General features: G+C 39.6%; 26 protein-coding genes and 2 riboswitches. Of the genes, 10 read left to right on the top strand and 16 right to left on the bottom strand.

What is annotated here, in order from left to right; genetic code table 11:
• Positions 1 to 2 precede the first annotated feature (2 nt).
• The 12 genes from GN217_RS12805 to GN217_RS12755 form a co-directional block, all read right to left on the bottom strand.
• Positions 3 to 350 carry a putative RNA methyltransferase gene (locus tag GN217_RS12805; RefSeq protein ID WP_156857069.1) on the bottom strand — a complete coding sequence of 116 codons (348 nt, stop codon included), beginning with the start codon at positions 348 to 350 and terminating at the stop codon, positions 3 to 5.
• A gap of 116 nt (positions 351 to 466) precedes the next feature.
• The gene (locus tag GN217_RS12800; RefSeq protein WP_229782787.1) at positions 467 to 1,762 is read right to left on the bottom strand and encodes a DUF5068 domain-containing protein; all 1,296 of its coding nucleotides are present in this window, start codon (positions 1,760 to 1,762) and stop codon (positions 467 to 469) included.
• Between the two features lie 292 nt (positions 1,763 to 2,054).
• A complete protein-coding gene (locus GN217_RS12795) occupies positions 2,055 to 2,258 on the bottom strand; it encodes a hypothetical protein (RefSeq protein WP_156857068.1) in 204 nt (67 codons plus the stop codon).
• Positions 2,259 to 2,614: 356 nt separating this feature from the next.
• The gene (locus tag GN217_RS12790; RefSeq protein WP_156857067.1) at positions 2,615 to 2,953 is read right to left on the bottom strand and encodes an SRPBCC domain-containing protein; all 339 of its coding nucleotides are present in this window, start codon (positions 2,951 to 2,953) and stop codon (positions 2,615 to 2,617) included.
• A 7-nt stretch (positions 2,954 to 2,960) separates the two neighbouring features.
• Positions 2,961 to 3,089, bottom strand: coding sequence for an SRPBCC family protein (locus GN217_RS19230; RefSeq protein WP_255454396.1), 129 nt, complete (start codon positions 3,087 to 3,089; stop codon positions 2,961 to 2,963).
• Positions 3,090 to 3,185: 96 nt separating this feature from the next.
• Positions 3,186 to 3,638, bottom strand: coding sequence for a signal peptidase II (lspA, locus tag GN217_RS12785; RefSeq protein WP_156857066.1), 453 nt, complete (start codon positions 3,636 to 3,638; stop codon positions 3,186 to 3,188).
• A gap of 21 nt (positions 3,639 to 3,659) precedes the next feature.
• A complete protein-coding gene (fosM, locus tag GN217_RS12780; protein ID WP_156857065.1) occupies positions 3,660 to 4,082 on the bottom strand; it encodes a FosM family fosfomycin resistance protein in 423 nt (140 codons plus the stop codon).
• Between the two features lie 231 nt (positions 4,083 to 4,313).
• Positions 4,314 to 5,045 (bottom strand): ABC transporter permease, encoded by a 732-nt coding sequence (locus tag GN217_RS12775; RefSeq protein ID WP_156857064.1) that lies wholly within the window; start codon positions 5,043 to 5,045, stop codon positions 4,314 to 4,316.
• A complete protein-coding gene (locus GN217_RS12770) occupies positions 5,046 to 5,753 on the bottom strand; it encodes an ABC transporter permease (RefSeq protein ID WP_156857063.1) in 708 nt (235 codons plus the stop codon).
• Complete coding sequence (locus GN217_RS12765) at positions 5,750 to 6,661, bottom strand: ABC transporter ATP-binding protein (RefSeq protein WP_156857062.1); 912 nt, start codon at positions 6,659 to 6,661, stop codon at positions 5,750 to 5,752. Before GN217_RS12765 ends, GN217_RS12770 begins: the two co-directional genes overlap by 4 nt.
• 123 nt (positions 6,662 to 6,784) lie before the next feature.
• A complete protein-coding gene (locus GN217_RS12760; protein ID WP_336253054.1) occupies positions 6,785 to 8,125 on the bottom strand; it encodes a sensor histidine kinase in 1,341 nt (446 codons plus the stop codon).
• Between the two features lie 20 nt (positions 8,126 to 8,145).
• The gene (locus tag GN217_RS12755) at positions 8,146 to 8,814 is read right to left on the bottom strand and encodes a response regulator transcription factor (protein WP_156857060.1); all 669 of its coding nucleotides are present in this window, start codon (positions 8,812 to 8,814) and stop codon (positions 8,146 to 8,148) included.
• A gap of 156 nt (positions 8,815 to 8,970) precedes the next feature.
• Here GN217_RS12755 and GN217_RS12750 point away from each other — a divergent pair, with 156 nt between their 5' ends.
• Positions 8,971 to 9,210, top strand: a complete 240-nt coding sequence (locus tag GN217_RS12750) for a thioredoxin family protein (RefSeq protein WP_156857059.1) — start codon at positions 8,971 to 8,973, stop codon at positions 9,208 to 9,210.
• 173 nt (positions 9,211 to 9,383) lie between these two features.
• Here GN217_RS12750 and GN217_RS12745 read toward each other — a convergent pair whose 3' ends face one another.
• On the bottom strand, positions 9,384 to 10,301 hold the full coding sequence (locus tag GN217_RS12745; protein WP_156857058.1) for a LysR family transcriptional regulator: 918 nt from the start codon (positions 10,299 to 10,301) through the stop codon (positions 9,384 to 9,386).
• A 298-nt stretch (positions 10,302 to 10,599) separates the two neighbouring features.
• Between GN217_RS12745 and GN217_RS12740 the strand changes: the two genes are divergently transcribed.
• The 4 genes from GN217_RS12740 to GN217_RS12725 all read left to right on the top strand — a co-directional run bounded on the left by GN217_RS12740 (position 10,600) and on the right by GN217_RS12725 (position 14,216).
• Positions 10,600 to 11,040, top strand: a complete 441-nt coding sequence (locus GN217_RS12740) for a hypothetical protein (protein WP_156857110.1) — start codon at positions 10,600 to 10,602, stop codon at positions 11,038 to 11,040.
• Between the two features lie 97 nt (positions 11,041 to 11,137).
• A riboswitch (SAM riboswitch) is annotated at positions 11,138 to 11,241 on the top strand.
• 75 nt (positions 11,242 to 11,316) lie between these two features.
• Positions 11,317 to 12,069 (top strand): cyclase family protein, encoded by a 753-nt coding sequence (locus tag GN217_RS12735; RefSeq protein ID WP_232334436.1) that lies wholly within the window; start codon positions 11,317 to 11,319, stop codon positions 12,067 to 12,069.
• 283 nt (positions 12,070 to 12,352) lie between these two features.
• Entirely contained in the window at positions 12,353 to 13,273 is a 921-nt protein-coding gene (locus GN217_RS12730) for an ABC transporter ATP-binding protein (RefSeq protein WP_156857056.1), read from the top strand.
• Positions 13,266 to 14,216, top strand: a complete 951-nt coding sequence (locus GN217_RS12725) for an ABC transporter permease (RefSeq protein WP_156857055.1) — start codon at positions 13,266 to 13,268, stop codon at positions 14,214 to 14,216. Before GN217_RS12730 ends, GN217_RS12725 begins: the two co-directional genes overlap by 8 nt.
• Before the next feature lie 52 nt (positions 14,217 to 14,268).
• Here the strand turns inward: GN217_RS12725 and GN217_RS12720 are convergent, their stop codons facing one another.
• Genes GN217_RS12720 through crcB (GN217_RS12710) form a run of 3 tightly spaced genes read right to left on the bottom strand, consistent with a single transcriptional unit; the run spans position 14,269 to position 16,091 of the window.
• Positions 14,269 to 15,288, bottom strand: coding sequence for a S66 family peptidase (locus GN217_RS12720; RefSeq protein ID WP_156857054.1), 1,020 nt, complete (start codon positions 15,286 to 15,288; stop codon positions 14,269 to 14,271).
• 48 nt (positions 15,289 to 15,336) lie between these two features.
• Positions 15,337 to 15,720: a fluoride efflux transporter CrcB gene (gene crcB / locus GN217_RS12715; RefSeq protein ID WP_156857053.1), complete on the bottom strand. Its 384-nt coding sequence runs from the start codon at positions 15,718 to 15,720 to the stop codon at positions 15,337 to 15,339.
• The gene (gene crcB / locus GN217_RS12710) at positions 15,717 to 16,091 is read right to left on the bottom strand and encodes a fluoride efflux transporter CrcB (RefSeq protein WP_156857052.1); all 375 of its coding nucleotides are present in this window, start codon (positions 16,089 to 16,091) and stop codon (positions 15,717 to 15,719) included. The genes crcB (GN217_RS12715) and crcB (GN217_RS12710) overlap by 4 nt, the downstream gene beginning before the upstream one ends.
• A 430-nt stretch (positions 16,092 to 16,521) precedes the next feature.
• Between crcB (GN217_RS12710) and norA the strand changes: the two genes are divergently transcribed.
• The 5 genes from norA (at position 16,522) to GN217_RS12685 (ending at position 21,480) form a co-directional block, all read left to right on the top strand.
• Positions 16,522 to 17,694 (top strand): multidrug efflux MFS transporter NorA, encoded by a 1,173-nt coding sequence (norA, locus tag GN217_RS12705; RefSeq protein ID WP_156857051.1) that lies wholly within the window; start codon positions 16,522 to 16,524, stop codon positions 17,692 to 17,694.
• A gap of 61 nt (positions 17,695 to 17,755) precedes the next feature.
• Positions 17,756 to 17,857, top strand: a riboswitch (TPP riboswitch).
• 79 nt (positions 17,858 to 17,936) lie between these two features.
• The gene (locus GN217_RS12700; RefSeq protein ID WP_156857050.1) at positions 17,937 to 18,521 is read left to right on the top strand and encodes a YkoF family thiamine/hydroxymethylpyrimidine-binding protein; all 585 of its coding nucleotides are present in this window, start codon (positions 17,937 to 17,939) and stop codon (positions 18,519 to 18,521) included.
• A 17-nt stretch (positions 18,522 to 18,538) separates the two neighbouring features.
• Positions 18,539 to 19,144 (top strand): ECF transporter S component, encoded by a 606-nt coding sequence (locus GN217_RS12695; RefSeq protein ID WP_156857049.1) that lies wholly within the window; start codon positions 18,539 to 18,541, stop codon positions 19,142 to 19,144.
• A complete protein-coding gene (locus GN217_RS12690; protein ID WP_156857048.1) occupies positions 19,125 to 20,717 on the top strand; it encodes an ABC transporter ATP-binding protein in 1,593 nt (530 codons plus the stop codon). The genes GN217_RS12695 and GN217_RS12690 overlap by 20 nt, the downstream gene beginning before the upstream one ends.
• A complete protein-coding gene (locus GN217_RS12685) occupies positions 20,701 to 21,480 on the top strand; it encodes an energy-coupling factor transporter transmembrane component T family protein (RefSeq protein WP_156857047.1) in 780 nt (259 codons plus the stop codon). The genes GN217_RS12690 and GN217_RS12685 overlap by 17 nt, the downstream gene beginning before the upstream one ends.
• The last annotated feature ends 186 nt before the right edge of the window (positions 21,481 to 21,666 follow it).

Genomic DNA, 21,666 nt, shown 5'->3' with positions numbered 1-21,666 from the left:
TCTTACGCTTGTTTCTCGTGTCCCCCATTACTGAATGACCTGAATATCATCAATCCTGCCGGCGAGTTCTGTTGCCTGATACAACCGTTTCTCTTCTGGCATTCTTTCTGCCGGTATAAATTATGCTTCATGATGATACGCTGTCTAGCAGTAAATAATTCCTTGTCATAATTAACCTTCATCAAACGGGTCAGCATATTGATATACCTTTGCTTGGCAAAGTCAAACATATCCCGATTCGAACAAATCATACTTTTATGATCTACAACTTCTACCTTTCTGCCACATACTGGGCAAATAAATATATTCGCATGCTCATTTAATAATAACGCAGTATTTTCTTCAAGCATGAGTTTTAATGTTCTATTTTTAGCATAGATTATGGTTGCAGGGAATATAGTAATGCGCTCAAAAAGACCTTGTCAAGGAGCGAAAACTCCCTGACAGGGTCTACACAAAATCAAACTTATTTTAACTTAAATTCTGCTTTCTCCCCTTTGGAAATGTCTTCTCCTTCTTCATTACGCATTGGGCCAAGTTCCATCTCAAAGGATTTATCTTTCCAGATCGCTTCATACTGTTCTTGGTCGAGCAGGAAAATTTGTAGTAATTCACCACTGTCTCCAGATGGAATTACATCACTATTTGTATACGGCAGTAACATTCCTTCGTTTAAAGTCCATTGTTTTCCATCATTTAAGTGTAATGTGGAAGAAATTGAATTCTTCGCAAGGTCTTCATCATATCCATTTTCGATATCGAATTTAACCGTTAAAAGAACAACCTCATCTTCCTCGAAACGTGGAGCTTCTTCAGCATTCGGCACGAAATTCGTAAATTGGTATCCTTCAAGCGTAATTTTTACATCACCAAGCTCTTGACTTTCACCGATATCTTGCTCTTCTTCCAGCATTTCCTTGTCACCCATATTGTCTGCAGTTGCTTTATCTTCATAAAATCCTTGACTAGCTTTATCCGCTTCCTTATCCGCACTTTCTGCATCTAGTGGAAGAGTAAAGCGACCTTCCGAACCAATCATCGACGAGAAATCTTCTGGATCCGTTTGTGGTGTCGAAATTGCTATATCAACACTGCCCACATCAAGAATTTCTTCTAAACGATCTTCACCGATCGGATACGCATAATACCCAACAATTTTTTGTCCAGCTTCCAGTAGATAATCATTCGATGGAGACAGAATGTTCGGCAACTGGCTCTCTTCCGGCAAGAGGTCACGATTGTTATTGATATATCGATCTGTATTTATTAAATCGTACGTCGTCATATAATGTAAATCTTCATCTGTCGTGTTTTCAATAGTATATTGTGCAATAAGTACCGCTCCATTATTCTGGTCGTCAAACGGGATGCTGTAATCACGATGGAAGTCGAGCAACTCTACCAATGAATAACCATCTAAAGATACCGTAACTCCTTCCATTTCATGTGTCTGTGCTTCGTTATTTTCATATAATACAGTTGCTGTTCCTTCTGTTTCTTCTTCCATAAATGTAATGAGGTCAGCGAAATCACCATCATTTCCATCTGCAGATGTTTCTTCCGCTTCTTCCGCTTCTTCCTCTTCTGCTTCCTCTTCTTCCTCTTCAGGCTCTTCTTCTACTTCTTCCTCTTCTGTGCCTGTTTCATCTTCTTCGGCAGCATCAACAGTTTCTTCCGGCTCTCCTTCATCTTTATTTCCGCAAGCTGCAATAATTATCGCTGTTAGAAACATAACAACAAGTAATAGTAGTCGTTTCTTCATGAAAACCCCTCCATTGTATTGATACAAAAGCTATCTTACTACAACTGAAAGAATTGTCTATTCATTTTTATGAAATTAATCAATAAGAACCAGAAGTTTCCAATGCATCCGCTTCTATTATACCAAAGAACTCATGACTTATAGCTTATGTAACAGATGTAGTAGTACCAGACGTGGTTAGCGCTGACAATGTTTTTTATTTGCAATATTTTCTTTTTTAGTATGTTAAAGAAGAAAAAGCTCGCTCTAAAGTAATTCTTAGTGCAAGCTTTGGCTTATCTCCATTTATATTTTAATATCCATATTGCCAGTCAACATTATCTTCTAACCAGACAATCTTTGTAATGGGTCCGAATTCTACTTTTTTCTTATTGATTTCACAATGGACATGCTCCTTGGGCTTCTGATGCTTTATCTCCTCATATACCTCATGACCAATATTCTCCAATACCGTTACGATCTGATCGTCATTGATTAGTAATGCTGTACCTTTCATTTATTTGCACCTTCCTGGAAGATTTATTTGTTTTCACATCTTATTATATATGATGTAACTTCCTAAAACGCATCTACATTACATCCTTCACAAAAGAGTCATTTCTCCATCCAAAAAGTTGTAACAATTGCGGTACAGGGGGTCAGAGCATTTGTCCCACTTTTCATGTACTTTTCACGTCTCCGCTTTATTATTCAGCCCTTTTTAAAAGCTCTTGATAAAGTGAAACTTCATTCAGTAGGGGCTTCCTTCCCTCCCCACTGAATGTTAGTTGAACAGAATCAGGGATTTACGGACTGTATATCCCCCACCTTCACATGTTGGGTGGGCTTCCCTCATGTTTAGATGTGGGGGTATTACAGACCCATTAATGCGTGATAAATCGGATAATATTTTTCCCAATATTCTTTTCGGTTCTCAATCGATTTACCGTCGAGTAGAGCTTCAATCACGTCTAAACAAACATGCCAGCCGGTTAAATCTTTAGCTGTATGGTCGTCGATTTCGTACAAAAATTCCCTAAACGTAAGCTCACAGCCACCTGCTGTTTCCTTTAATTCAAAACGAACCGTATTCTTAGGTGGCCATGTAAAGGAGAATCGTTTATTCGTTTCTACATCAAGTATCTCAATTTGTTCATAGTTTCCATCGCCAAAATTAAAGTGAATGGCTCCTCCAGGTTCTAATGACTGTATTTCTAATTCAGCAAAACCATTGCTTTAGTTTTTCATTTTCTGTTAAGTATGCCCAAACTTCCGCTGCTGAATGGTTTAACCTTCGTACATATACAGCTGTCTTGACTTGGTCTAACTTTTCAATTCTTGCGATCACTGGATTAGCTCCTTTGTATTAATTAGTTCCTGTATTCTTATGTTTTTATTTTAACCGTAGATAATCATTTCATCCCAAATCAATATAGCTTATTGCTCACTCACTTTTAACGCGCTTCCTCCGCTTTAGCCATTGAACGAGCTCATGGATAATAAAGAGAACGATACCAATTTCCAGTGCATGATCTGCTACATTAAGAATTCCGCCAGAACGAACAATGAAATCTGTCACTTGCCCATGTAATAACCGGTCCATTCCATTCCCCACCGCTCCCCCAACAAGGAAACCTAGACTGATATCGATGAGTGGCCCTCTCCACGCTTCACTCCTTCTCAAATAAAAGATGAAAATCACAAATAATACGGAGATAATCCCGAAAGCTCTTGCATATCCAGGGAAAAAGCCACCTGCCATGCCACTATTTTCAATGTAAGTGAACTCGATTCCCGCCCAAGTCACTTTTTCATACAAAGCCAAGTTCATTCTGACAAAGACCTTCGTTGCTTGATCAATTAAAACGACAATAATAGTAATAAGGTAAAATAACATAAGAACCTACTTTCTCGGTACTCAATCAAAGAATTCCATATAAGGTTTGTCTGCTCGATAATAATCTAATCGCTCTTCCAGTGTACCTGTATGGAATTCAAATTTATGCCCGTCTGGATCTGTGAAATAAATGGATTTCTTGTCTTTCTTATCACGGGGACGCCCTTCCAAAATATGCACATTTAACTGCTCTAGTTTGTTATACATTTTTTCAAAATCCGCTTCAGCTATAGAGAATGCAAGATGTGTATAGGATTGGTGAATTTCGTTACGCGGGATGTCCTTTTCTTCATTCAGCGCTAGCCACATTCCGTTCAAATCAAAATAAGCAGTCGTTCGGCCTTTAACAAGTAATCTCGCGTCAAATACTTTCTCGTAGAAAACGATTGAGGTCTCCAAGTTGGAAACGGAAAAAAGTAAATGATTAAGTCCTTTAATGGACATTGTAGCACTCCCCTTCTCATATCTTCTATGTATATATAAAGCTTAAAACGAAGGTCTGCCCTTGTATCAGAGTATGACACAATAACAGACCTTAACGTTTAATATCTATTTAATCTCATCAACCTATTCGTATTATAACTAAAACAAGCAGTTAGTAGAATCATTTTGTATCACTTCTTGTAAAATGAAAACACAACTGGGACAAGTGCTCTGACCCCTTGTCCCAATTCACTAAATCATTTTTCTTTGAAAGTAAATATATCCGCCTAGGAAAAATATGATGAAGCTTCCTCCAACTACTGTTAGCACTTGTTCCCAGGGAACGAAGAATACGTCATCTGCGCTTCCCCCAATGTACATCATGGAAAAAGGTTGTGCCCAAGGGTAGAAGGGACCGAACCGTTCCGAGTTCACTGCTAATATCGTTGGTAAAGTGAAAATGACATTTACAGCAAATGGAGCGGCAAAGCTTTTAAAGACGATTGACATCCATAATTGCAGGGCGACAAGTGGAAATGTAGCAAGCCAACCGCCAATAATACTCTTCCAAATGATTTCCAATGGAAATGGGTCTGTAAATCCATTTATTATTCCAACGATATAAATAGCTCCAAGGTAAAGTAATTGGATTAGAAAAACAAGCAATAACAGGAGCACATATTTGGAAATAAATACATTCCCCCGTGTTACCGGTAATGCTAATAATTGTTTCCATCCACCTGCCTGATGTTCATACCTGCAAATGCTGCTAGCTAATACACCTGTAATCAATGGTAAAAATAATAGAGCATAAGTTAGATTCATTGATAGAACAGCCAAGTACCATTTATTAAATCCACCTTCCATAGAATCATAGTTAAACAGGGCACCGATGATAATCGCAATGAATGGACCAGCAAATATAATCGGTAAAATTTTTGACTTTCGCAATTTGTACCATTCAGACCGTAGAACAGCTCCCATCTATTTCACATCCCTTCTTGTGAAGTCGAGCATGCCCATGACATACAATAGGCATCCAACACCAAGACCTAACAATACATTTATCAACGGCTCATCCCATTGATTCATTAAGGACGGCCATTTCCAAATCATCCAATCTGGCAACATATAAGCGGAATAAGCAAAAATCACACCAAATATACCAGTTGTGATCGGCACCCCCTGGTTCTTACTGACCGTCGCAATCCATAGCTGTAATGCTAACACAGGCAACGCAGCAAAATATGGATAGAAACTATACTTCACCAATTCCCACCACGGAATTGCTTCATCAAATGAAAGGAAAATGCCAAATCCAAGTGTAAATAGCATTAATAAAATGGATGAGATGAACAACAGACAGGCAAGAATTGTAAACTTTGATAAATAAACCATCATCTTGGAAACCGGGAGAGAAATGAGCTGTTTCCAAGCATTGGTCTCATTTTCTATACTTGCTATGAAGGAGGTAAATATCGCAATACCTAATACAAGGGCAAGCGGGGTAAACACACTTATATTTTGTAAGTAATACAACCAATCATTCTCACTTTGCTGCAATAAATATTCTTTTCTTACACCATAATTTACCATCTGCAACGCAACGACCCCAATAGGTCCGAGAAACGTTAAAAACCAGAATCCTTTCCGCTTTATTTTCAAAAAGTCAGTTTGCATCATGCTGATCATACCGCTGAATCCTCCCTCGTCATGGAAAGAAAAATATCTTCCAGCGATCTTTTCTCTTCTTCCACCCGATAGATGGATAGATTCGCCTGCACGAGTAGTCTGACTGCCTCTGCAACCATTTCATTGGAACTTTCATGCAACATAATTAAACCATTTTCATGCTCCACCTTCATTCCATTTGCCAGCAATAAACGCCATGCTTGTTCCGCTTGACTAACTTTTAATGAAATGGCATGGCCTGCTAACGTTCGCATTGTCTCAATAGAATCTTGGAAAATCATCTTTCCCTTTGTAACAATACCTACTGTTGTTGCCATTTGGTCGATTTCAGTCAATAAATGGCTGGAAATAAGCACCGTCATTCCAAACTCTTCTGGCAGCCGTTTAATTAACTCGCGTATTTCAATAATGCCTGAAGGATCCAACCCATTCGTTGGCTCATCTAAAATAAGCAACTGTGGTTGATTTAATAAGGACATAGCAATGCCAAGCCGTTGCTTCATCCCGAGAGAGAAACCTTTCACCTTTTTGTCAGCTACTTCTGTTAGCCGAACAATCTCCAACACTTCATAAATTCTTTGCTTCGGAACCCCTATTATTTTTCGTAATGCTTCTAAGTTTTCATAGGCTGTTAAATGCGGGTAATAGGATGGGTTCTCAACTAACGAACCAACTTTTGCTAATATATTTTTTCGTTGTTGTTTTATATCTTGTCCGAAGATACGAATCCTTCCTGAAGTTGGTTTCATTAAGCCCAAGAGCATCCGGATCGTTGTCGTCTTTCCCGCTCCATTCGGTCCTAAAAATCCATAAATCTCTCCTTTTGAGATTTTCATATTCAATCCTTCTACCGCTAAGTCTTTTCCAAAACGCTTTGATAAGTTTGATGTTTCTACAATGTATTCCATTTTCTCACCTCACTTTTATCTTAAAGAATGAGGTTTAAAAACAAGGTTGGAACTTGTTTAAATTTTGTTTAAAAAAAGTGTACGCGGACAGAAGGTTATCAGCACATACACTCTTTGATATATTTATTTCTTATGATATTTGATTATTTTAACGGTTGTTCCATTGTTACTGGAATGAATCTCCCAATCTAAATTTAATCCCTGCACCATCATATCTATAATAGATAGTCCAATGCCTGCACCACTATACTCCGACCCCTTCTCGATTCCATCTCCTTTATCGATAAACAGAAGTGCATCATAGGTCTCAGTCGTTTTCGTTTTTACTTCTACATACTTTCCTTCCTTTGTATGCCTTAAAATATTTTGCAGCACGTTATCTATGATTCGGCTTATCCAAACAGGATCAACCTCCCAATAACTGCTATCCAATGGTTGCAAATCAATGTTAATTTCGAAGCCTTCCTTTTCAAACACGGGATACCAAGTGGCTAAATGCTCCCGAACGTAACGTACAATGTCAATCTCTTTTCGCTTGATTTGGTACTTACTCGCCGTAAGCAGGGTGTACGACATCAGATTCTCAATTAACCGGTCCATATCTTTAATCGAGACTTCTAATTGTTGAATAGCCTTATTCCACTCCGCACCTTGATCCATTTTCGAGATGGAATAGGATTGTGCCCGTAACTTAGTCAGTGGTGTTCTTAAGTCATGAGAAAGATTCGCAATTAATTCTTTTCGCAGTCGCTCTTCTTCCTGCTCCCGCTGTTTGCTTTTTCTTAGTTCGTCAACCATTTGATTAAACGTTTGTTCTAATTGGCCAATTTCATCTTTTTTCTTAACTGGAATGGCTAGTGGCAAACCGTCGACATCCCTTATTTCCATTGCTTCTTGAAGGTGTAAAAGCCGTTTTCTAATCCGGTGGAAAAATAGAAAGGATACGATAATGAACAATAAAACAATCGACAATAGTCCGATTATCAAAATATCCCCATAATGATCGTAAACAGACTGCATTGGGAGTTGCAGGGCCTCGCGAGGTATTTCAAAAACAATAAAACCATCCGATTCTTCCATTAATGTAATGACAGTAAAAGGATCACCATCATACCGGCTTTTAATAAAGGATGCAGTTTCTCTTGCACTCCACTCCGTTGGAATATCATGATTGCTACCAATTTTTTCTCGTAATATCCCGGACCCATCTACCCAAAACATTGTAGCCTCAGGAAAGTCTTCTTTCCATTTAGCAAAGTGTTGCTGGATAACCTCTTCTGAAATCTGTTCTAGATGGCTCGCATCTTCATGCCATCTTTCTTCAATCGTTTCCGTGTCTATTCCCTCTTTAAGATAACGGTTTTCAACATTTTCGGCGAATCCGTATACAAATAGTCCAATCGTTATGGAAGCAATTTGTACTAAAGAAATTGCGATCACGATTAGGAGCATGTATTTTGCCAACAGAGACCTGAAGAAATTCCTCATTGTTTCACCCGATATCCAATACCGCGAATCGTTTCAATGACTGTTGGTACAGATGGATTTTCTTCAATTTTTTCTCGTAAATATCGGATATGCACCATTAATGTTTTATCACCTTCGATATAGCTCTCTCCCCAGATACCTTCATATAATTGCTCTTTTGTTAATATTTGATTTAAGTGTCGGATAAAGTACTGGAATAAATGATATTGTTTACCTGTTAATAATATTTCCTCCTCATTATTTTTGTTGATAATCCGCATGCCTTTCGGGTAAATCTGCAAATGCTTAATTTCTAATACTTCGTCATGTCGCTGGAACCTTCGCAGCAATACTTCAATCCGGGCAGCGAGTTCATCGGGATGAAAGGGTTTTGTCACATAATCGTCTGCAAAACGGAGACCTTCCAGTCTATCCTCCACGGCAGTTCGAGCCGAAAGCATAATAATTGGTATATCTGGTGCACTTTTTTTCAGACGCTTGCCAAGAGAAAATCCATCTAATCCAGGCAGCATTACATCTAAAATCGCTAAATCTATCGAAGTCAAATAGCTCTCCATATTTTCCCCAGACTGCAGCCATGTTATTTTATAACCTCTTTCCGTTAAATCTGTTGAGACCCAATGACCTATTTCTTTATCATCTTCAATATATAATATATGAACCATATGCCCCTCCATTTATTATTCATGTTTTTTTATTATCATTTACTCTATTCTTTTATCTTAGCATAGTTAAAACCTATCATTACGATAGAAAATTTCTAATTGTTATAGCTACCTACTTGTTCTAAGCTAAATATAAGAGAAAAAGGAGGTATTCACATGCAGAAAGCAATATTTTATCATGCGGGTTGTCCAGTATGCGTCAATGCGGAAAAAATGGTATTAGATTATCTAGATGATTCGAAAGTAGATTTAGAAATTGTCCATTTCGAGGAAAATCCTTCTAGAATCAATGAAGCAGAAGAGGCTGGAGTAAAATCTGTTCCAGCATTAGTGCTGAACGGACAGACCTATCATATTAATTACGGCGCAAGTATGGAAGATGTTAAAAAAGACTAAAAACCAAAACAACACCCGAACCAATCTCCCTAGGGCGACGGTTCGGGCGTTCTTGTCAGTGGGACAGGGGGTTGGGACAGGGGGTCAGAGCACTTGTCCCACTGTATTTTCATAATTTATAGAAATATAATTGATAAAACAGTTCAGACAACTTAGTGCCTGAACTGCTTTTTTCATGGATTGATGTTAATAGCCTGCTCCTCTACCCCACCTGCTACTGCTTTCGTCACTTCTCCGATAAAGGCTCTGGTTGCTGTACACATGAATTTATCTTTTCGATAGATAATACCAATTTCCCTTTGTGGGGTTGGATTTAGTATTTTCACAACTTTTATATCTTGATTATTTAAATGTTCCAAGTACGGCAGTGGTAAAATGGGGGCTCCCATACCTTTTTCCGTCAGTTGGATAATTGATTCCAATGTTGTCAGCTCAAGTGCCGGATTAATCGTGATCCCGACAGTTCGAGCGTAGCCCTTAATTAACTGCCGAAGTTGATAATTTTCCGGCATAAGTATTAATGGGATATTGGTAATTTGATCAAAGTTTACTGCCGACTTTATCGCAAGTGGATGACCTTTGGGAACAGCAAGTGCCAGTTCCTCTGTATATAATGAAATTTCCTCCAACTCATCATTTCCATTCGGCAGGAACGTAAGACCAAGATCCAGTTTATTTTCCAGTATGCTTCTTTCAATCTCTTCTGTCCGCAATCCATGGACAGACAGTTTGATATTCGGATAAAGAGCTTTGAAGCGAACTAGTGCAGGAGGAAGTAGGTAATTCATACAAGTAAGCAAGGATCCGATTGTAAGCCTTCCTCTTTCCAATCCATTCAGTTCTCCAATTGCCGCTTGTGCTTGTTCCAATTCATAGAAAATCTGCTTACAATGCTTATATAAAATCTCTCCGGCCTCCGTTAATGCAGTCTTTTTCCCTATCCGGTCAAAGAGCGGAATTCCTACCTCGCCTTCTAAAACTTTGATTTGCTGGCTTAATGTCGGCTGGGCAATGTTCAATTTCTCAGCAGCCCTCGTAAAATGCAGTTCTTCACATACAGTCATGAAATATTCCAGCTGTCTTAATTCCATTAAATCCCTCCTCCATCTTTATTATGGTCTAAACATCCATATACCGAACAACCTCAATAACTTTTCCATTATTTCCATTAAATCATAACCAACACACCCTGTATAGAAATCGGGACAAGTGCTCTGACCCCCGTGTCCCACTGGGACATGGGGTCAGAGCACTTGTCCCACTCCAGCACTTTTAACCTAAGTTCTCATAAACTATTGTGGGCTAATTTTATAAAAAGGAGTGGTTCCAGTGAGTAGAATCAATTTCAAATCATTTACCGGCCGCGTCACAAGTGTAGATGACTTTCCGATGTATCCGCCTAATGATAATTTCGGTTGTTACAAGTTTATATCTGTTCAGAATGATGCCGGTGCTGTCGTAAACTTCGTTGCAGGACCAGATACGTTCTTTCTATATCAGGAAAAAATCAAAGTCGGAGATCAGATCACCGGTTATTATGATGGGGATGCAGCCACAATTTTAATTTATCCACCGCAATACCGGGCATTAGTTATCGTGAAGGAAAATCCATATAGCCAAGTAAAGGTAAGTTATTTTAATGAGCAATTAATCAGCAGTGACGGCTCTTTGCAGCTAAATATCGGTCCTGATACACAGATGCAATTAACAAACGGGCAAGACTTCAAACAAAACCCTGCTAGGAGAAATTTAATTGTTGTTTATGGTGCAGCAACAAAGAGTATTCCAGCCCAAACAACCCCTTATGAAATAATTATTTTTTGCCGGTAAACTGGGACAGATGCTCTGACCCCCTGTCCCCGAATTAAGTGTTGACTTTCTTCTGGTTTCGGTATATTCTATTATTTAACTAATTTCTTAATATTTTTTCTTATCCAGAGAGGTGGAGGGACTGGCCCTTTGAGACCTCGGCAACAGGCTTTTGGAGTACTGTGCCAATTCCAGGAGCATGCATTTGCTCGAAGATAAGAAGAGCCGGCAGATATGCTACCTAACCCTCTTCTTATTTCAAGAAGAGGGTTTTTTATAATTTTAGGGGGGATGAAATTGACGACAATACAAGCAGCAATAGAATTACAAAAAGCAATCTCACTACTGAAAGAAAAAGAATGGGTTGATTTGACTCACACTTTCGGCCCTGATTCACCGCATTTTGCAGCATTTGATGACGCCGCATTCAAGACACTTTACAACCATGACGATGGGTTCTTTGCCCAACAGTTCTCTTTTGCCGGACAATACGGTACTCATATCGATGCTCCAGTTCATTTCGTAAGACATCAGCGCTACCTTGATGAACTTAAATTAAAAGAACTTGTCTTACCGCTCATAGTCATTGATAAATCAAGGGAAGCAGCACATAACCATGACTTCACCTTGACGAAAGGAGATATCCTCAAGTTCGAAGCAGTCCACGGTGAAATTGAAGCAGGCACATTTGTCGCCTTACGTACCGATTGGAGCAAGCGTTGGCCAGATAAAGAGCGTTTTGAGAATAAGGATGAAGACGGTAATCCACATCTTCCCGGCTGGGGAATTGACGCTCTCGAATTCCTATTTGAAGAAAGAAAAATCAAAGCAGTCGGCCACGAAACCTTTGACACCGACTCCGCTATCGACGCTGCAAAAAACGGCAGACTCATCGGAGAATATTACGTACTAGAGCAAGACACCTATCAGATCGAACTGCTAACCAATCTGGATAAAGTTCCAACAAAAGGTGCCATCATTTTCAATATCGTTCCAAAGCCTGAAAAAGCAAGTGGATTTCCTGTACGATCGTTCGCAATACTACCCTAAATTAAATCTCTCACAACTGAAGTCACGAGTATTCTTGGTTTATTCGTAAAGTGAAACTTCATTCAGTGAGGTAGCACAGAAGCAAAAAAAGTATGGGGTAATATAAAAGCATAGCTCCCCTTAAATCAAAGGCGGAAGTGCCCTTACAGTAAAAGATGATCGGCTAGAAAAACATTTCTGCCGATCATCTTTTTGAATATATTATTACCAAAATCAGTAAAAATGAAACTTTCCCACCCCTTTTTCCGTACCACCTAGAGAACACGATAGAGGAGGGAATAGAATGACCGAAATTGCAATGCAATTGACGAATGTCCGAAAACGTATCGGCAATAAAGAAATCATTAAAGGCCTTTCCTTTACCATTAATAGAGGGGAAGTATTCGGCTTCATTGGACCAAATGGTGCCGGGAAAACAACGACAATCCGTATGATGGTAGGGTTAATGAAACTCACAGAAGGCGACGTACATATTCTCGGCAAAAGTATTAAAACAGAATTTAAAGAAGCAATCCGTGAAGTTGGCGGAATCGTTGAAAATCCAGAGCTCTACCCCTTTTTAACAGGCGCACAAAACTTAAAACAATATGCAAGGATGATTCCAGGGATTACGCAGGAAAGAATTGATGAGACGGTTAAACTTGTCGGTCTGGAAAAAGTAATGAATGAAAAAGTTGGCCGATACTCACTTGGGATGCGACAACGAATAGGAATCGCCCAAGCTTTATTACATAAGCCATCCGTTCTCATACTCGACGAACCGACGAATGGACTAGACCCTGCCGGCATTCGAGAAATCAGACAATATATCCGGAAACTTGCAACCGAACATAATGTTGCAGTTATCATTTCCAGCCACCTATTGTCCGAAATCGAGTTAATGTGCGACCGGATCGGCATTATTAAAAATGGCGAACTTGTGGCGATTCAAGCTGTGAAAGAAAATACACCAGCAGGCGAACAACAACTGCTGCAAGTGGAAATGGAAGCAACACCACTTGAAAAAGCCCTTGAAGTCGTCAATCGTAAAACACCTGCTGCCCAAACAAACGGTAAAATCACGTTCCAAACCGAGAAGGAGAATATCCCGCTACTCATTTCCGATTTGGTGAAAGAAAATATTCTCATTTATGAAGTGCAAGTCACCAAATCAACTCTCGAAGATAAATTCTTTGATCTGATTGGAGAGAATATCATTGACTAATTTTCTAAATCTCATACAAAATGAAGTGATTAAAATCTACCGTTTGAAATCGACTTGGGCAATGTATGTCATACTGGCATTAATCATTATTGGGGTCGGCCTGTTGGCAAAAACTTATGGGGACTTTATGACATATGAAGAAGATACGTGGAGAGAGACGCTGGAAACAGAGAATGCCGAATACATGAAAGATACGGAAGAATTTCCCGATATGGAGTCCTTTAATTCAACGTTCATTGAAATCAATAATTATTATTTAGAACATGATATTATGCCTGAAAGTTACGGTGCGTGGCAATTTGTAATGGAAAATGAGATGCTGCTTTCCCTTGTCAGTCTCTTTACCATCATCGTTGCTGCCGGTATTCTTGCTAACGAATTCCGCTGGGGAACGATTAAGCTGCTTCTCATCCGACCAATTTCACGGACGAAAATCTTAATATCAAAATATAGCGCCGTATTAATATTTTCATTTATAACGTTTTTATTCGTGCTCCTCTTCTCATGGATTATCGGAGGAATTTTCATCGGCTTTGACGGGATGAATCCTCATATCGTTCTTGAAAAAGGCGATGGAGTGGAATATGTTCCGGTTATTGGGGAGATTATAACCGATTACGGCTTCAGTCTCGTGAACTTGCTTATGATGGCGACATTCGCCTTTATGATCTCTTCCATTTTCAGAAACAGCGCGCTAGCAATTGGACTCGCAATTTTCCTCATGCTAGCTGGAAACCAGATTGTATTCTTCTTCATAGAACGGGACTGGGCGAAATACATTCTATTTGCAAATACAGACCTATCCCAGTACTTTAACGGGAACACACCAGTGATAGAAGAAATGACACTCGGTTTTTCCGTTACCGTACTAGTTGTCTATTATATTATTTTCGCTGCGATTACCTGGATCTTCTTTGCGAAGCGGGATGTTGCAGGTCACTAACGAATTAAAAGGTTCCGCCAATGAGCGGAACCTTTTATTGTATATCCCAGTTTCATTTAAAATGCTGTACAATCTTTCCTTTTCCATCAGCTACTTCAACTTCCGCATACGCTCCATTTATAAATGTGATCTGGGGTGGAACATGCCCACAGTCCACATCATAGATAATTGGAACTTGAAGTTCTTCATATAAATCATTATAAACATCTTCAACTGTATAGTTATCTACTGGATCGTTCGCTGGACTTCTGCCAAACATAATTCCTGCACATTCTTTAAACCAACCTGCAAGCTTCATCTGCACAAGCGTTCTCCGTAAGTCCGTAGTTGCTAATTCACAGTTTTCCATAACCCAAATAATCGGCTCTCCCTTTGTAAACTGTTTACGAAAACGAGCAATATCCCCATATTCTGTCCCAATCAGATGTCTGATTACATCAATACAACCACCTAGAAGACGCCCTTCCATTTTTACGCTTTCCTCTGTAACACTCTTCCACCTTGTTGGTTCCGTTAAATTAAAGATATGGGGCGTCGGATTATCAAATTGCCATTCTTTTTGATATTTCCGAGAAGAATATTGAACAACAGAGTTCCCCTGCTTCGTTGATAATACCTGCTCCCACATAGCCGTAGTCGGATCAGAGGATTCTCCTCTTACATCTATAAGATTCGTGCCATGTGCAGTTGCAATTCCGGTTTTCAACGTAATGGCGAGTAATAACAAGCTCGTGTCCGAATAACCTAGTATCCACTTTGATTGGATTTTTTCAAAATTCACGTGTTCGAGCATTTCAATCAGAAGTTCCCCGCCCCAAGGAGGGAATATCAATTGAACAGCTTCATCATCCATTAATCTATTAAATTCAGCCGCTCTCTCCAATGCTGGTGCCGCCTTCGCTTTATCTTGATTCCAAACCGTCTTTCCAATTTGCATGCGATACCCTTTTCCTTCTAACCGCTTCCTAGCTTTGTGGATTAATTCATGTAATTCCAGTGACACACCTGACGACGGAGCTGTAACGCCGATTGTCGCTTCTTTTTCAAGTATTGGAAACTGAATCGCTTGCATTCCATACGCCCCCTTTTTCAAATAAATATTTAGGATAGAATAGCACTTTTAATTCATAATTACAATACTTCTAAAAATAACGCCAATAATACCCCCTAGAAATGCCAATGCTATTCCAAAAACATACGTTACAACCGCGTAAAAGAAAAACTCCCGTCTATCCCCCCTTCTCCACAACGAACTCATCTCGAGTTTCAACGTTGAAAATGTCGTAAAGGCACCTAAGAAACCTGTTCCTAATAGGAGAAGTAATAGCGCGTCCACCCCAGTCCCCATAAGAAACCCGAGCATGAATGCCCCTGTCAGATTGACGAGGAGTGTACCCACCGGTATAGCTTTTTCCGGATTGTTCAATTTTCTTGAAATCATATAACGTGCAATCGCACCGAAGAACCCGCCAATGCCAACGAGCAATAATTGCAGCCAGTTCATTTCTCTCCAACTCCCCTACTAACCCGAAAACCAACTTCACACATACCAAGCCCTCCAACCAAACTCACAAAAACATAGACGCACCCAAGTAACATCGACTGATTTTGGAACAACTCAACCGTTTCCACACTGACAGCGGAGAATGTAGTGAACGAGCCGACAAAACCCGTTGTTATCGCTGTTTTCAGCTTTTCATCCAGATGAATCCTTTTAAACAGTCCGTAAGTCAGCCACGCAAGTAAAAAGCTCCCTATCAAATTAACCAATAACGTCGCATAGGGAAAAACATGTTCTGTCATAATTAGAATTCCTATACTATACCGCAGCATCGCTCCGAATGCTCCGGCAAGTCCAATATAGATATAAATCATTCATCCAACATCCTTTTTATCACGTATTAACAGTCTGTAATACCCCCATCTCTAAACATGAGGGAAAACCAAAATGTTCAGGCGGGCGATATACAGTCCGTAAATCCCTGATTCTGTTCAACTAACATTCAGTGGAGGAGAAGGACCCCCCCCCCGCTGAATGAAGTTTCACTTTATTAAGATATTAACGCAAGCAACTGTCGCATTTGTAAAAGTCAAAGCAGTTCAGCCATCCTATCGAGCATACATAATGCGCAAAATGGGAGAATAAAACGAGAGATGATTACTACAATTGCTAGCTTGCTTAAATTGTTTCAGGTTGCGAAAATTAAGTTATAATAAATAGTAATATATGCTTGCATCTCTCATCGAATCAGAGTAAAATTTCTATGTTTAGTACAGAATATCATATCACCTAGGAGAAAAAGCTATGAAAAAGAAAGATTGGACATTGACGCTTCTGCTTACAAATATATTCTTTGTATTTTTAGGAATTGGACTTGTTATACCGGTTCTGCCAACTATTATGAATGAACTCGGCATCAGTGGTACTGTTGTCGGTTATTTAACGGCTGCATTCGCTTTAGCTCAATTGATTTTCTCGCCCTTGGCTGGAAAAGCAGTTGATAAATATGGGCGTAAACGCATGATTGTCATTGGTCTTTTTATCTTCAGTTTTTCCGAGTTTTTATTTGGTCTTGGTAAAACAATTGAAGTATTGTTCGCCTCACGAATTCTCGGAGGAATAAGTGCCGCATTCATCATGCCTGCTGTTACCGCATTTATCGCGGATATTACGACGCTGAAAACGCGGCCTAAAGCACTCGGCTATATGTCAGCGATGATTAGTACCGGATTTATTATCGGACCAGGAATTGGTGGCTTCTTAGCAGAGATTGGTACGCGTGTACCGTTCTTCTCTGCTGCGGCGTGTGGTTTAATTGTTGCTTTCGTTTCGATTTTATCCTTAAAAGAGCCGAAGTCGAAAACAGACGATATGGCTGATATGACCGAAGAACTCGGCAAAAGTGGCTTGAGGAAAGTGTTTATGCCGATGTTTTTCATCGCTTTTATTGTTATTTTAATTTCAACATTCGGTCTTGCCGCGTTTGATTCTTTCTTCAGCCTTTATACTGATCATAAGCACGGATTCACTCCTTCTGACATTGCGATTGCCATTACAGGTGGTGCGATTATCGGAGCGATTTTCCAGGTTGTATTGTTCGATTGGTTAACAAAGTTGATCGGAGAAATCAATATTATTCGCTGGTCGCTCGCCATTTCTGCTATGCTGGTCTTTGCCATGACACTCGCTAATTCTTATTGGCAAGTAATGGCGGTAACCTTCACGGTATTTATTGGGTTTGACCTGATTCGTCCAGCTGTTACCAACTATTTATCAAAAATCGCCGGGAATGAGCAAGGTTTTGTTGGCGGCATGAACTCATTCTTCACGTCCCTTGCTAATGTATTTGGTCCAGTAGTTGGTGGGGTTTTATTTGATATAGATATCAATTATCCGTTTGTTTTCAGCTCGATCGTTATTGTCGTCTGTCTCCTTATCACTATATTTTGGAAGAAACCGGATATTAAAATTGATTAAATACTTTACAAAATACCGAAACATGTATACAATCTGGAATTAGAATAACTGCATATCAAAACATAAGCACTAGGGGAGCTGCGTCATGTGGCTGAGAGGATTAATCCGACCCTTACTACCCGATCTAGATAATACTAGCGTGGGGAAGTGCAGTTTACGAATATTATGTTGTTAAAATTAATGTGTAAACTGCATTCCCCTTAGGAATGCAGTTTTTTTATTATCAATAGGAGGAGATTGGAATGCGTAACAATTGTGGAACTAGTCGTATTGTAGGTTGTCAATTTAGTCTGCACCCGATGAGTGATAATTTTGTTGATATTATTCTATCAACATTAAGTGAGGTTGATACCTCCAAGGTTTGGAAGGAAACGGATGATGTCAGTACGTGTATCCGCGGAAAAATGATCCATGTTTTCGATGTTGCAAAAGCAATCTTCCTACATGCAGCGAATACTGGGGAGCATGTTGCTATGAATGGTACGTTCTCCATCGGCTGTCCTGGTGACACGGAAGCTGACGCGTATATGGATGAAACAGACATACCATTGAACGAAGAAAAAGCGAAAGCGATCCTCCAAATCGCCGGTTGTAAATTTTCCCTTTATCCAATGGGGCATGAAGATTACATGGATAAAATCTATGAACAAATCAATCTATCAAAGCATCGTAATGTCACGGTTACTTCTACACATTATGCAACAAGATTAGACGGAGACGTTCATGATATCTTCAATGCATTACATGAATCCTTTGAACTCGTCCAAGAAAAAGTCTCTCATGTCACCATGACATTTAGCCTTTCCGCCAACAGTCCTACAAAATAAACCTAGGGAGAAGTGAAATGACAAAGCATTGGAAATTAAAAGAAATTGTTCTCATGTCGATATTAGGTGTCGTCTTCGGGATCATTTACTTAGCATTCTTTCTTGTTGGTCAAGGTATTCGTAATATTCTTGCTCCATTTGGTCTCGCACCGTTTGGGTATGAAATTATTTTTGGCATTTGGTTCATTGTTTCCATCGTTGCAGCTTATATCATTCGGAAGCCGGGGGTTGCCTTTACAGCTGAACTTATCGCAGGAGTTACCGAAGTATTATTGGGAACTGCCGCGGGACCCGGACTTATTCTAGCAGCTGCAATTCAAGGCTTAGGAGCAGAGTTTGCCTTCGCAATAACAAAATGGAAGGATTATCGTTTACGCATTTTAATTCTTTCCGGTGTCTTTGCAGCCGTTTTCAGTTTCACTTGGAATTTATTTTCATCCGGAAATATCGCGTTAGCCCCTGCATTACTTATAGCGATGTTAGCTGTTCGCATCATCAGTGGTGCCCTTCTCGCGGGTGTCCTAGGGAAATGGTTGAGTGACAAATTAGCAAAAACTGGGGTCCTTCGCGGCTATGCCTTAGGAAAGGAGATACAGAAAAAACGTGAAAAAGACGCAGCCTAATCCATTACTTTATGTGGACAATTTCTCATTCGGCTATGAAAATTCGGATAAACCATTACTCAATGAACTGCACTTTTCCTTAAGAGATCATGAGACGACCCTCCTTATTGGAGCAAGCGGTTCAGGGAAAAGCAGTCTAGCTCTATGCCTAAATGGGTTATATCCCGATACAGTAGAAGGCATTTCTTCCGGCGACATCTTTCACCGGGGGAAAAATATACAAGACTATCAAAAAGGAGAGCTCAATCAGAAGATCGGGATTGTCTTTCAAGATCCGGAAAGTCAATTTTGCATGATTACCGTAGAGGATGAACTTGCTTTTACATTGGAAAACAGAAAAATTGCCCCTTCCGAAATGCCTGAGCGCATTTCGGAGGTGTTGTCTGCCGTTGGAATGAATGGTTTTCAAAATCGAAAAATCTACGAGTTATCTGGAGGACAAAAGCAGAAACTTGCTCTAGCAGCTGTTCTTTTATTGGAACCGGAACTATTGATCTTAGATGAACCTACAGCAAATTTAGACCCGGTTTCTCGAATAGAATTTATCCAATTAATTAAACAAATTCAAGAAAAACAAAAGCTAGCTGTGTTTATCATTGAACATCAAATCGAGGACTGGCTGGATATTACCGATCGTATGCTTGTTTTAGGAAAACAGGGTACAATCATCGCAGACGGCAATGCAGCATCCATCTTTGCAAATCATCATTCTTTATTAAAAAAAGAAGGAATATTTTTACCAAAGCAGTTTTCTAACGCTGCCGATCCTTACCCGATTCCTGTGAAATCCCCTCCCTCTATCAAGAGAGATGTCCTAATAACGATAGAGCAGATGAGCTTCCATCATAAGAAACAACCCATTTTACAAGAAATAAACTTAAAAATTCATCGGGGAGAATTCGTCGCCATTGTTGGGGAGAATGGAGCTGGAAAATCTACCTTACTGCAATTAATGACTGGGTTATTAACCCCTCAAAAAGGAACTATAAACTTTTACGATAAACCGGTGGAGCAATGGGAGGAAAAAGAGCTGCGAAAAAGAATGGGATATGTCTTTCAAAACCCGGAGCATCAATTCATCACGGACACCGTATACGATGAATTAACATTTGGAATGAAATTGAATGGATGGTCAACAGCTGAATTAAATACCGCTGCAACCACACTTTTAAAGCAGTTCCATTTAGAAAAAAATAAATACAGTAATCCTTTTTCCTTAAGTGGTGGAGAAAAGCGCCGCTTAAGTGTAGCAACGATGCTGGATGAAACACCAGATATTTTATTTTTTGATGAACCGACATTTGGTCAAGATGCAGAGACTACGAGAGAACTGATGTACATGATTGATAGCTTGAGACAAAATGGAACGGCAATCGTCTTCGTCACGCATGATATGGATATCGTGGATACAGTTGATCGGACGATTGTATTATATCAGCAGCATATTCATTACAATGGCGAGCCGGAAAGTCTTTGGAGGCAAGCTGATCTATTGGAAAAAGCGCGATTACGTCCGCCTTACCGGACTCGAGTACTTCATAAAGAAGGTGAAAGCCTTGATCTCGTTCATTAATCCAACAATCAAAGCACTTGCCATCTTCATTCCTGGCATTTTGCTCAGTTTTACGTTTGATGTGTTTACTCCACTCGTTTATTTTTTATTTATCCTTATTGTGACATTCACGATGAGCGATATCCCCTTCATTAAATGGCTCAAGATTTTTAGCCCATTTCTGCTTGTGGCGCTCAGCTTTGCCTGGATGACCATTCTGTATACAAATCAAACCTTTTCCTATGGCGAAGTTTTATTTACCCTTTTCGGAAGCGAAATTACAAGGGGAAGTATTATAACAGGGATTAGTCTCGCCTTACGATCTCTTTGTTTTGTATGCTTGTCGATCCTATTTGCTTTAACGACAAACTCGACCAAATTCATGCTAAGTTTAATGCAGCAATGCAAGGTTTCCCCTAAAATCACATACGGTATTCTGGCTGGCTATCGCTTCTTACCTATGTTTCGGGACGAACTGCAGATTTTAAGGCAAGCTCACCGGATTCGTGGCTTTGGCAGAACGAAAGGGATAAAAGGTAAATGGCAGCAATTCAGGAGATATTCTATTCCACTGCTGGCAAATGGAATCCGAAAAGCTGAACGAGTTGCCATCGCGATGGAATCAAAAGGTTTTACAGGTGATACAGACCGCACCTACTATCATGAAATGAACGTCTCTCCTAAAGACTGGATGTTTTTCTTTCTTATAGTAGGCGCATTTTTTATCATCCTTGCTTTTTCGTATTACCTTGGGTACTTAAATATATTTGGCAAGCAGTTCTAGTTCTAAGAAGCTCTATAAATACCATCACTTGATTATTTCTACTTGACTAATCATATTAGTTACTCAACTTTCGCAGCCCAAACTAGGCAGGTATACCTTGATATAGTTAGGTAATCCCGCAAACCAATACTGTAGTTGACTTTTGATTAACTTTTTGAATTTCTTGTTCGTTTTATTCAAAGCATC

The sequence above is a fragment of the Oceanobacillus sp. AG genome, assembly GCF_009746545.1.
GTDB classification, from domain to species: Bacteria; Bacillota; Bacilli; order Bacillales; family Amphibacillaceae; genus Oceanobacillus; species Oceanobacillus indicireducens.
Note: the sequence above shows the minus strand (reverse complement) of the source record. Positions and strands in the feature narration are given on the sequence as shown.

Excerpts from the sequence above, each read along its gene's own strand:
- GN217_RS12775 (WP_156857064.1), bottom strand. The coding sequence starts at position 5,045 with ATGGGAGCTGTTCTACGGTCTGAATGGTACAAATTGCGAAAGTCAAAA.
- GN217_RS12770 (WP_156857063.1), bottom strand. The coding sequence starts at position 5,753 with ATGATCAGCATGATGCAAACTGACTTTTTGAAAATAAAGCGGAAAGGA.
- lspA (WP_156857066.1), bottom strand. The coding sequence starts at position 3,638 with ATGTTATTTTACCTTATTACTATTATTGTCGTTTTAATTGATCAAGCA.
- GN217_RS12740 (WP_156857110.1), top strand. The coding sequence starts at position 10,600 with ATGTATCCGCCTAATGATAATTTCGGTTGTTACAAGTTTATATCTGTT.
- crcB (WP_156857052.1), bottom strand. The coding sequence starts at position 16,091 with ATGATTTATATCTATATTGGACTTGCCGGAGCATTCGGAGCGATGCTG.
- GN217_RS12805 (WP_156857069.1), bottom strand. The coding sequence starts at position 350 with ATGCTTGAAGAAAATACTGCGTTATTATTAAATGAGCATGCGAATATA.
- GN217_RS12745 (WP_156857058.1), bottom strand. The coding sequence starts at position 10,301 with ATGGAATTAAGACAGCTGGAATATTTCATGACTGTATGTGAAGAACTG.
- GN217_RS12755 (WP_156857060.1), bottom strand. The coding sequence starts at position 8,814 with ATGGTTCATATATTATATATTGAAGATGATAAAGAAATAGGTCATTGG.
- norA (WP_156857051.1), top strand. The coding sequence starts at position 16,522 with ATGAAAAAGAAAGATTGGACATTGACGCTTCTGCTTACAAATATATTC.
- GN217_RS12795 (WP_156857068.1), bottom strand. The coding sequence starts at position 2,258 with ATGAAAGGTACAGCATTACTAATCAATGACGATCAGATCGTAACGGTA.
- GN217_RS12765 (WP_156857062.1), bottom strand. The coding sequence starts at position 6,661 with ATGGAATACATTGTAGAAACATCAAACTTATCAAAGCGTTTTGGAAAA.
- GN217_RS12750 (WP_156857059.1), top strand. The coding sequence starts at position 8,971 with ATGCAGAAAGCAATATTTTATCATGCGGGTTGTCCAGTATGCGTCAAT.
- crcB (WP_156857053.1), bottom strand. The coding sequence starts at position 15,720 with ATGAACTGGCTGCAATTATTGCTCGTTGGCATTGGCGGGTTCTTCGGT.
- GN217_RS12800 (WP_229782787.1), bottom strand. The coding sequence starts at position 1,762 with ATGAAGAAACGACTACTATTACTTGTTGTTATGTTTCTAACAGCGATA.
- GN217_RS12700 (WP_156857050.1), top strand. The coding sequence starts at position 17,937 with ATGCGTAACAATTGTGGAACTAGTCGTATTGTAGGTTGTCAATTTAGT.
- GN217_RS12695 (WP_156857049.1), top strand. The coding sequence starts at position 18,539 with ATGACAAAGCATTGGAAATTAAAAGAAATTGTTCTCATGTCGATATTA.
- GN217_RS12720 (WP_156857054.1), bottom strand. The coding sequence starts at position 15,288 with ATGCAAGCGATTCAGTTTCCAATACTTGAAAAAGAAGCGACAATCGGC.
- fosM (WP_156857065.1), bottom strand. The coding sequence starts at position 4,082 with ATGTCCATTAAAGGACTTAATCATTTACTTTTTTCCGTTTCCAACTTG.
- GN217_RS12730 (WP_156857056.1), top strand. The coding sequence starts at position 12,353 with ATGACCGAAATTGCAATGCAATTGACGAATGTCCGAAAACGTATCGGC.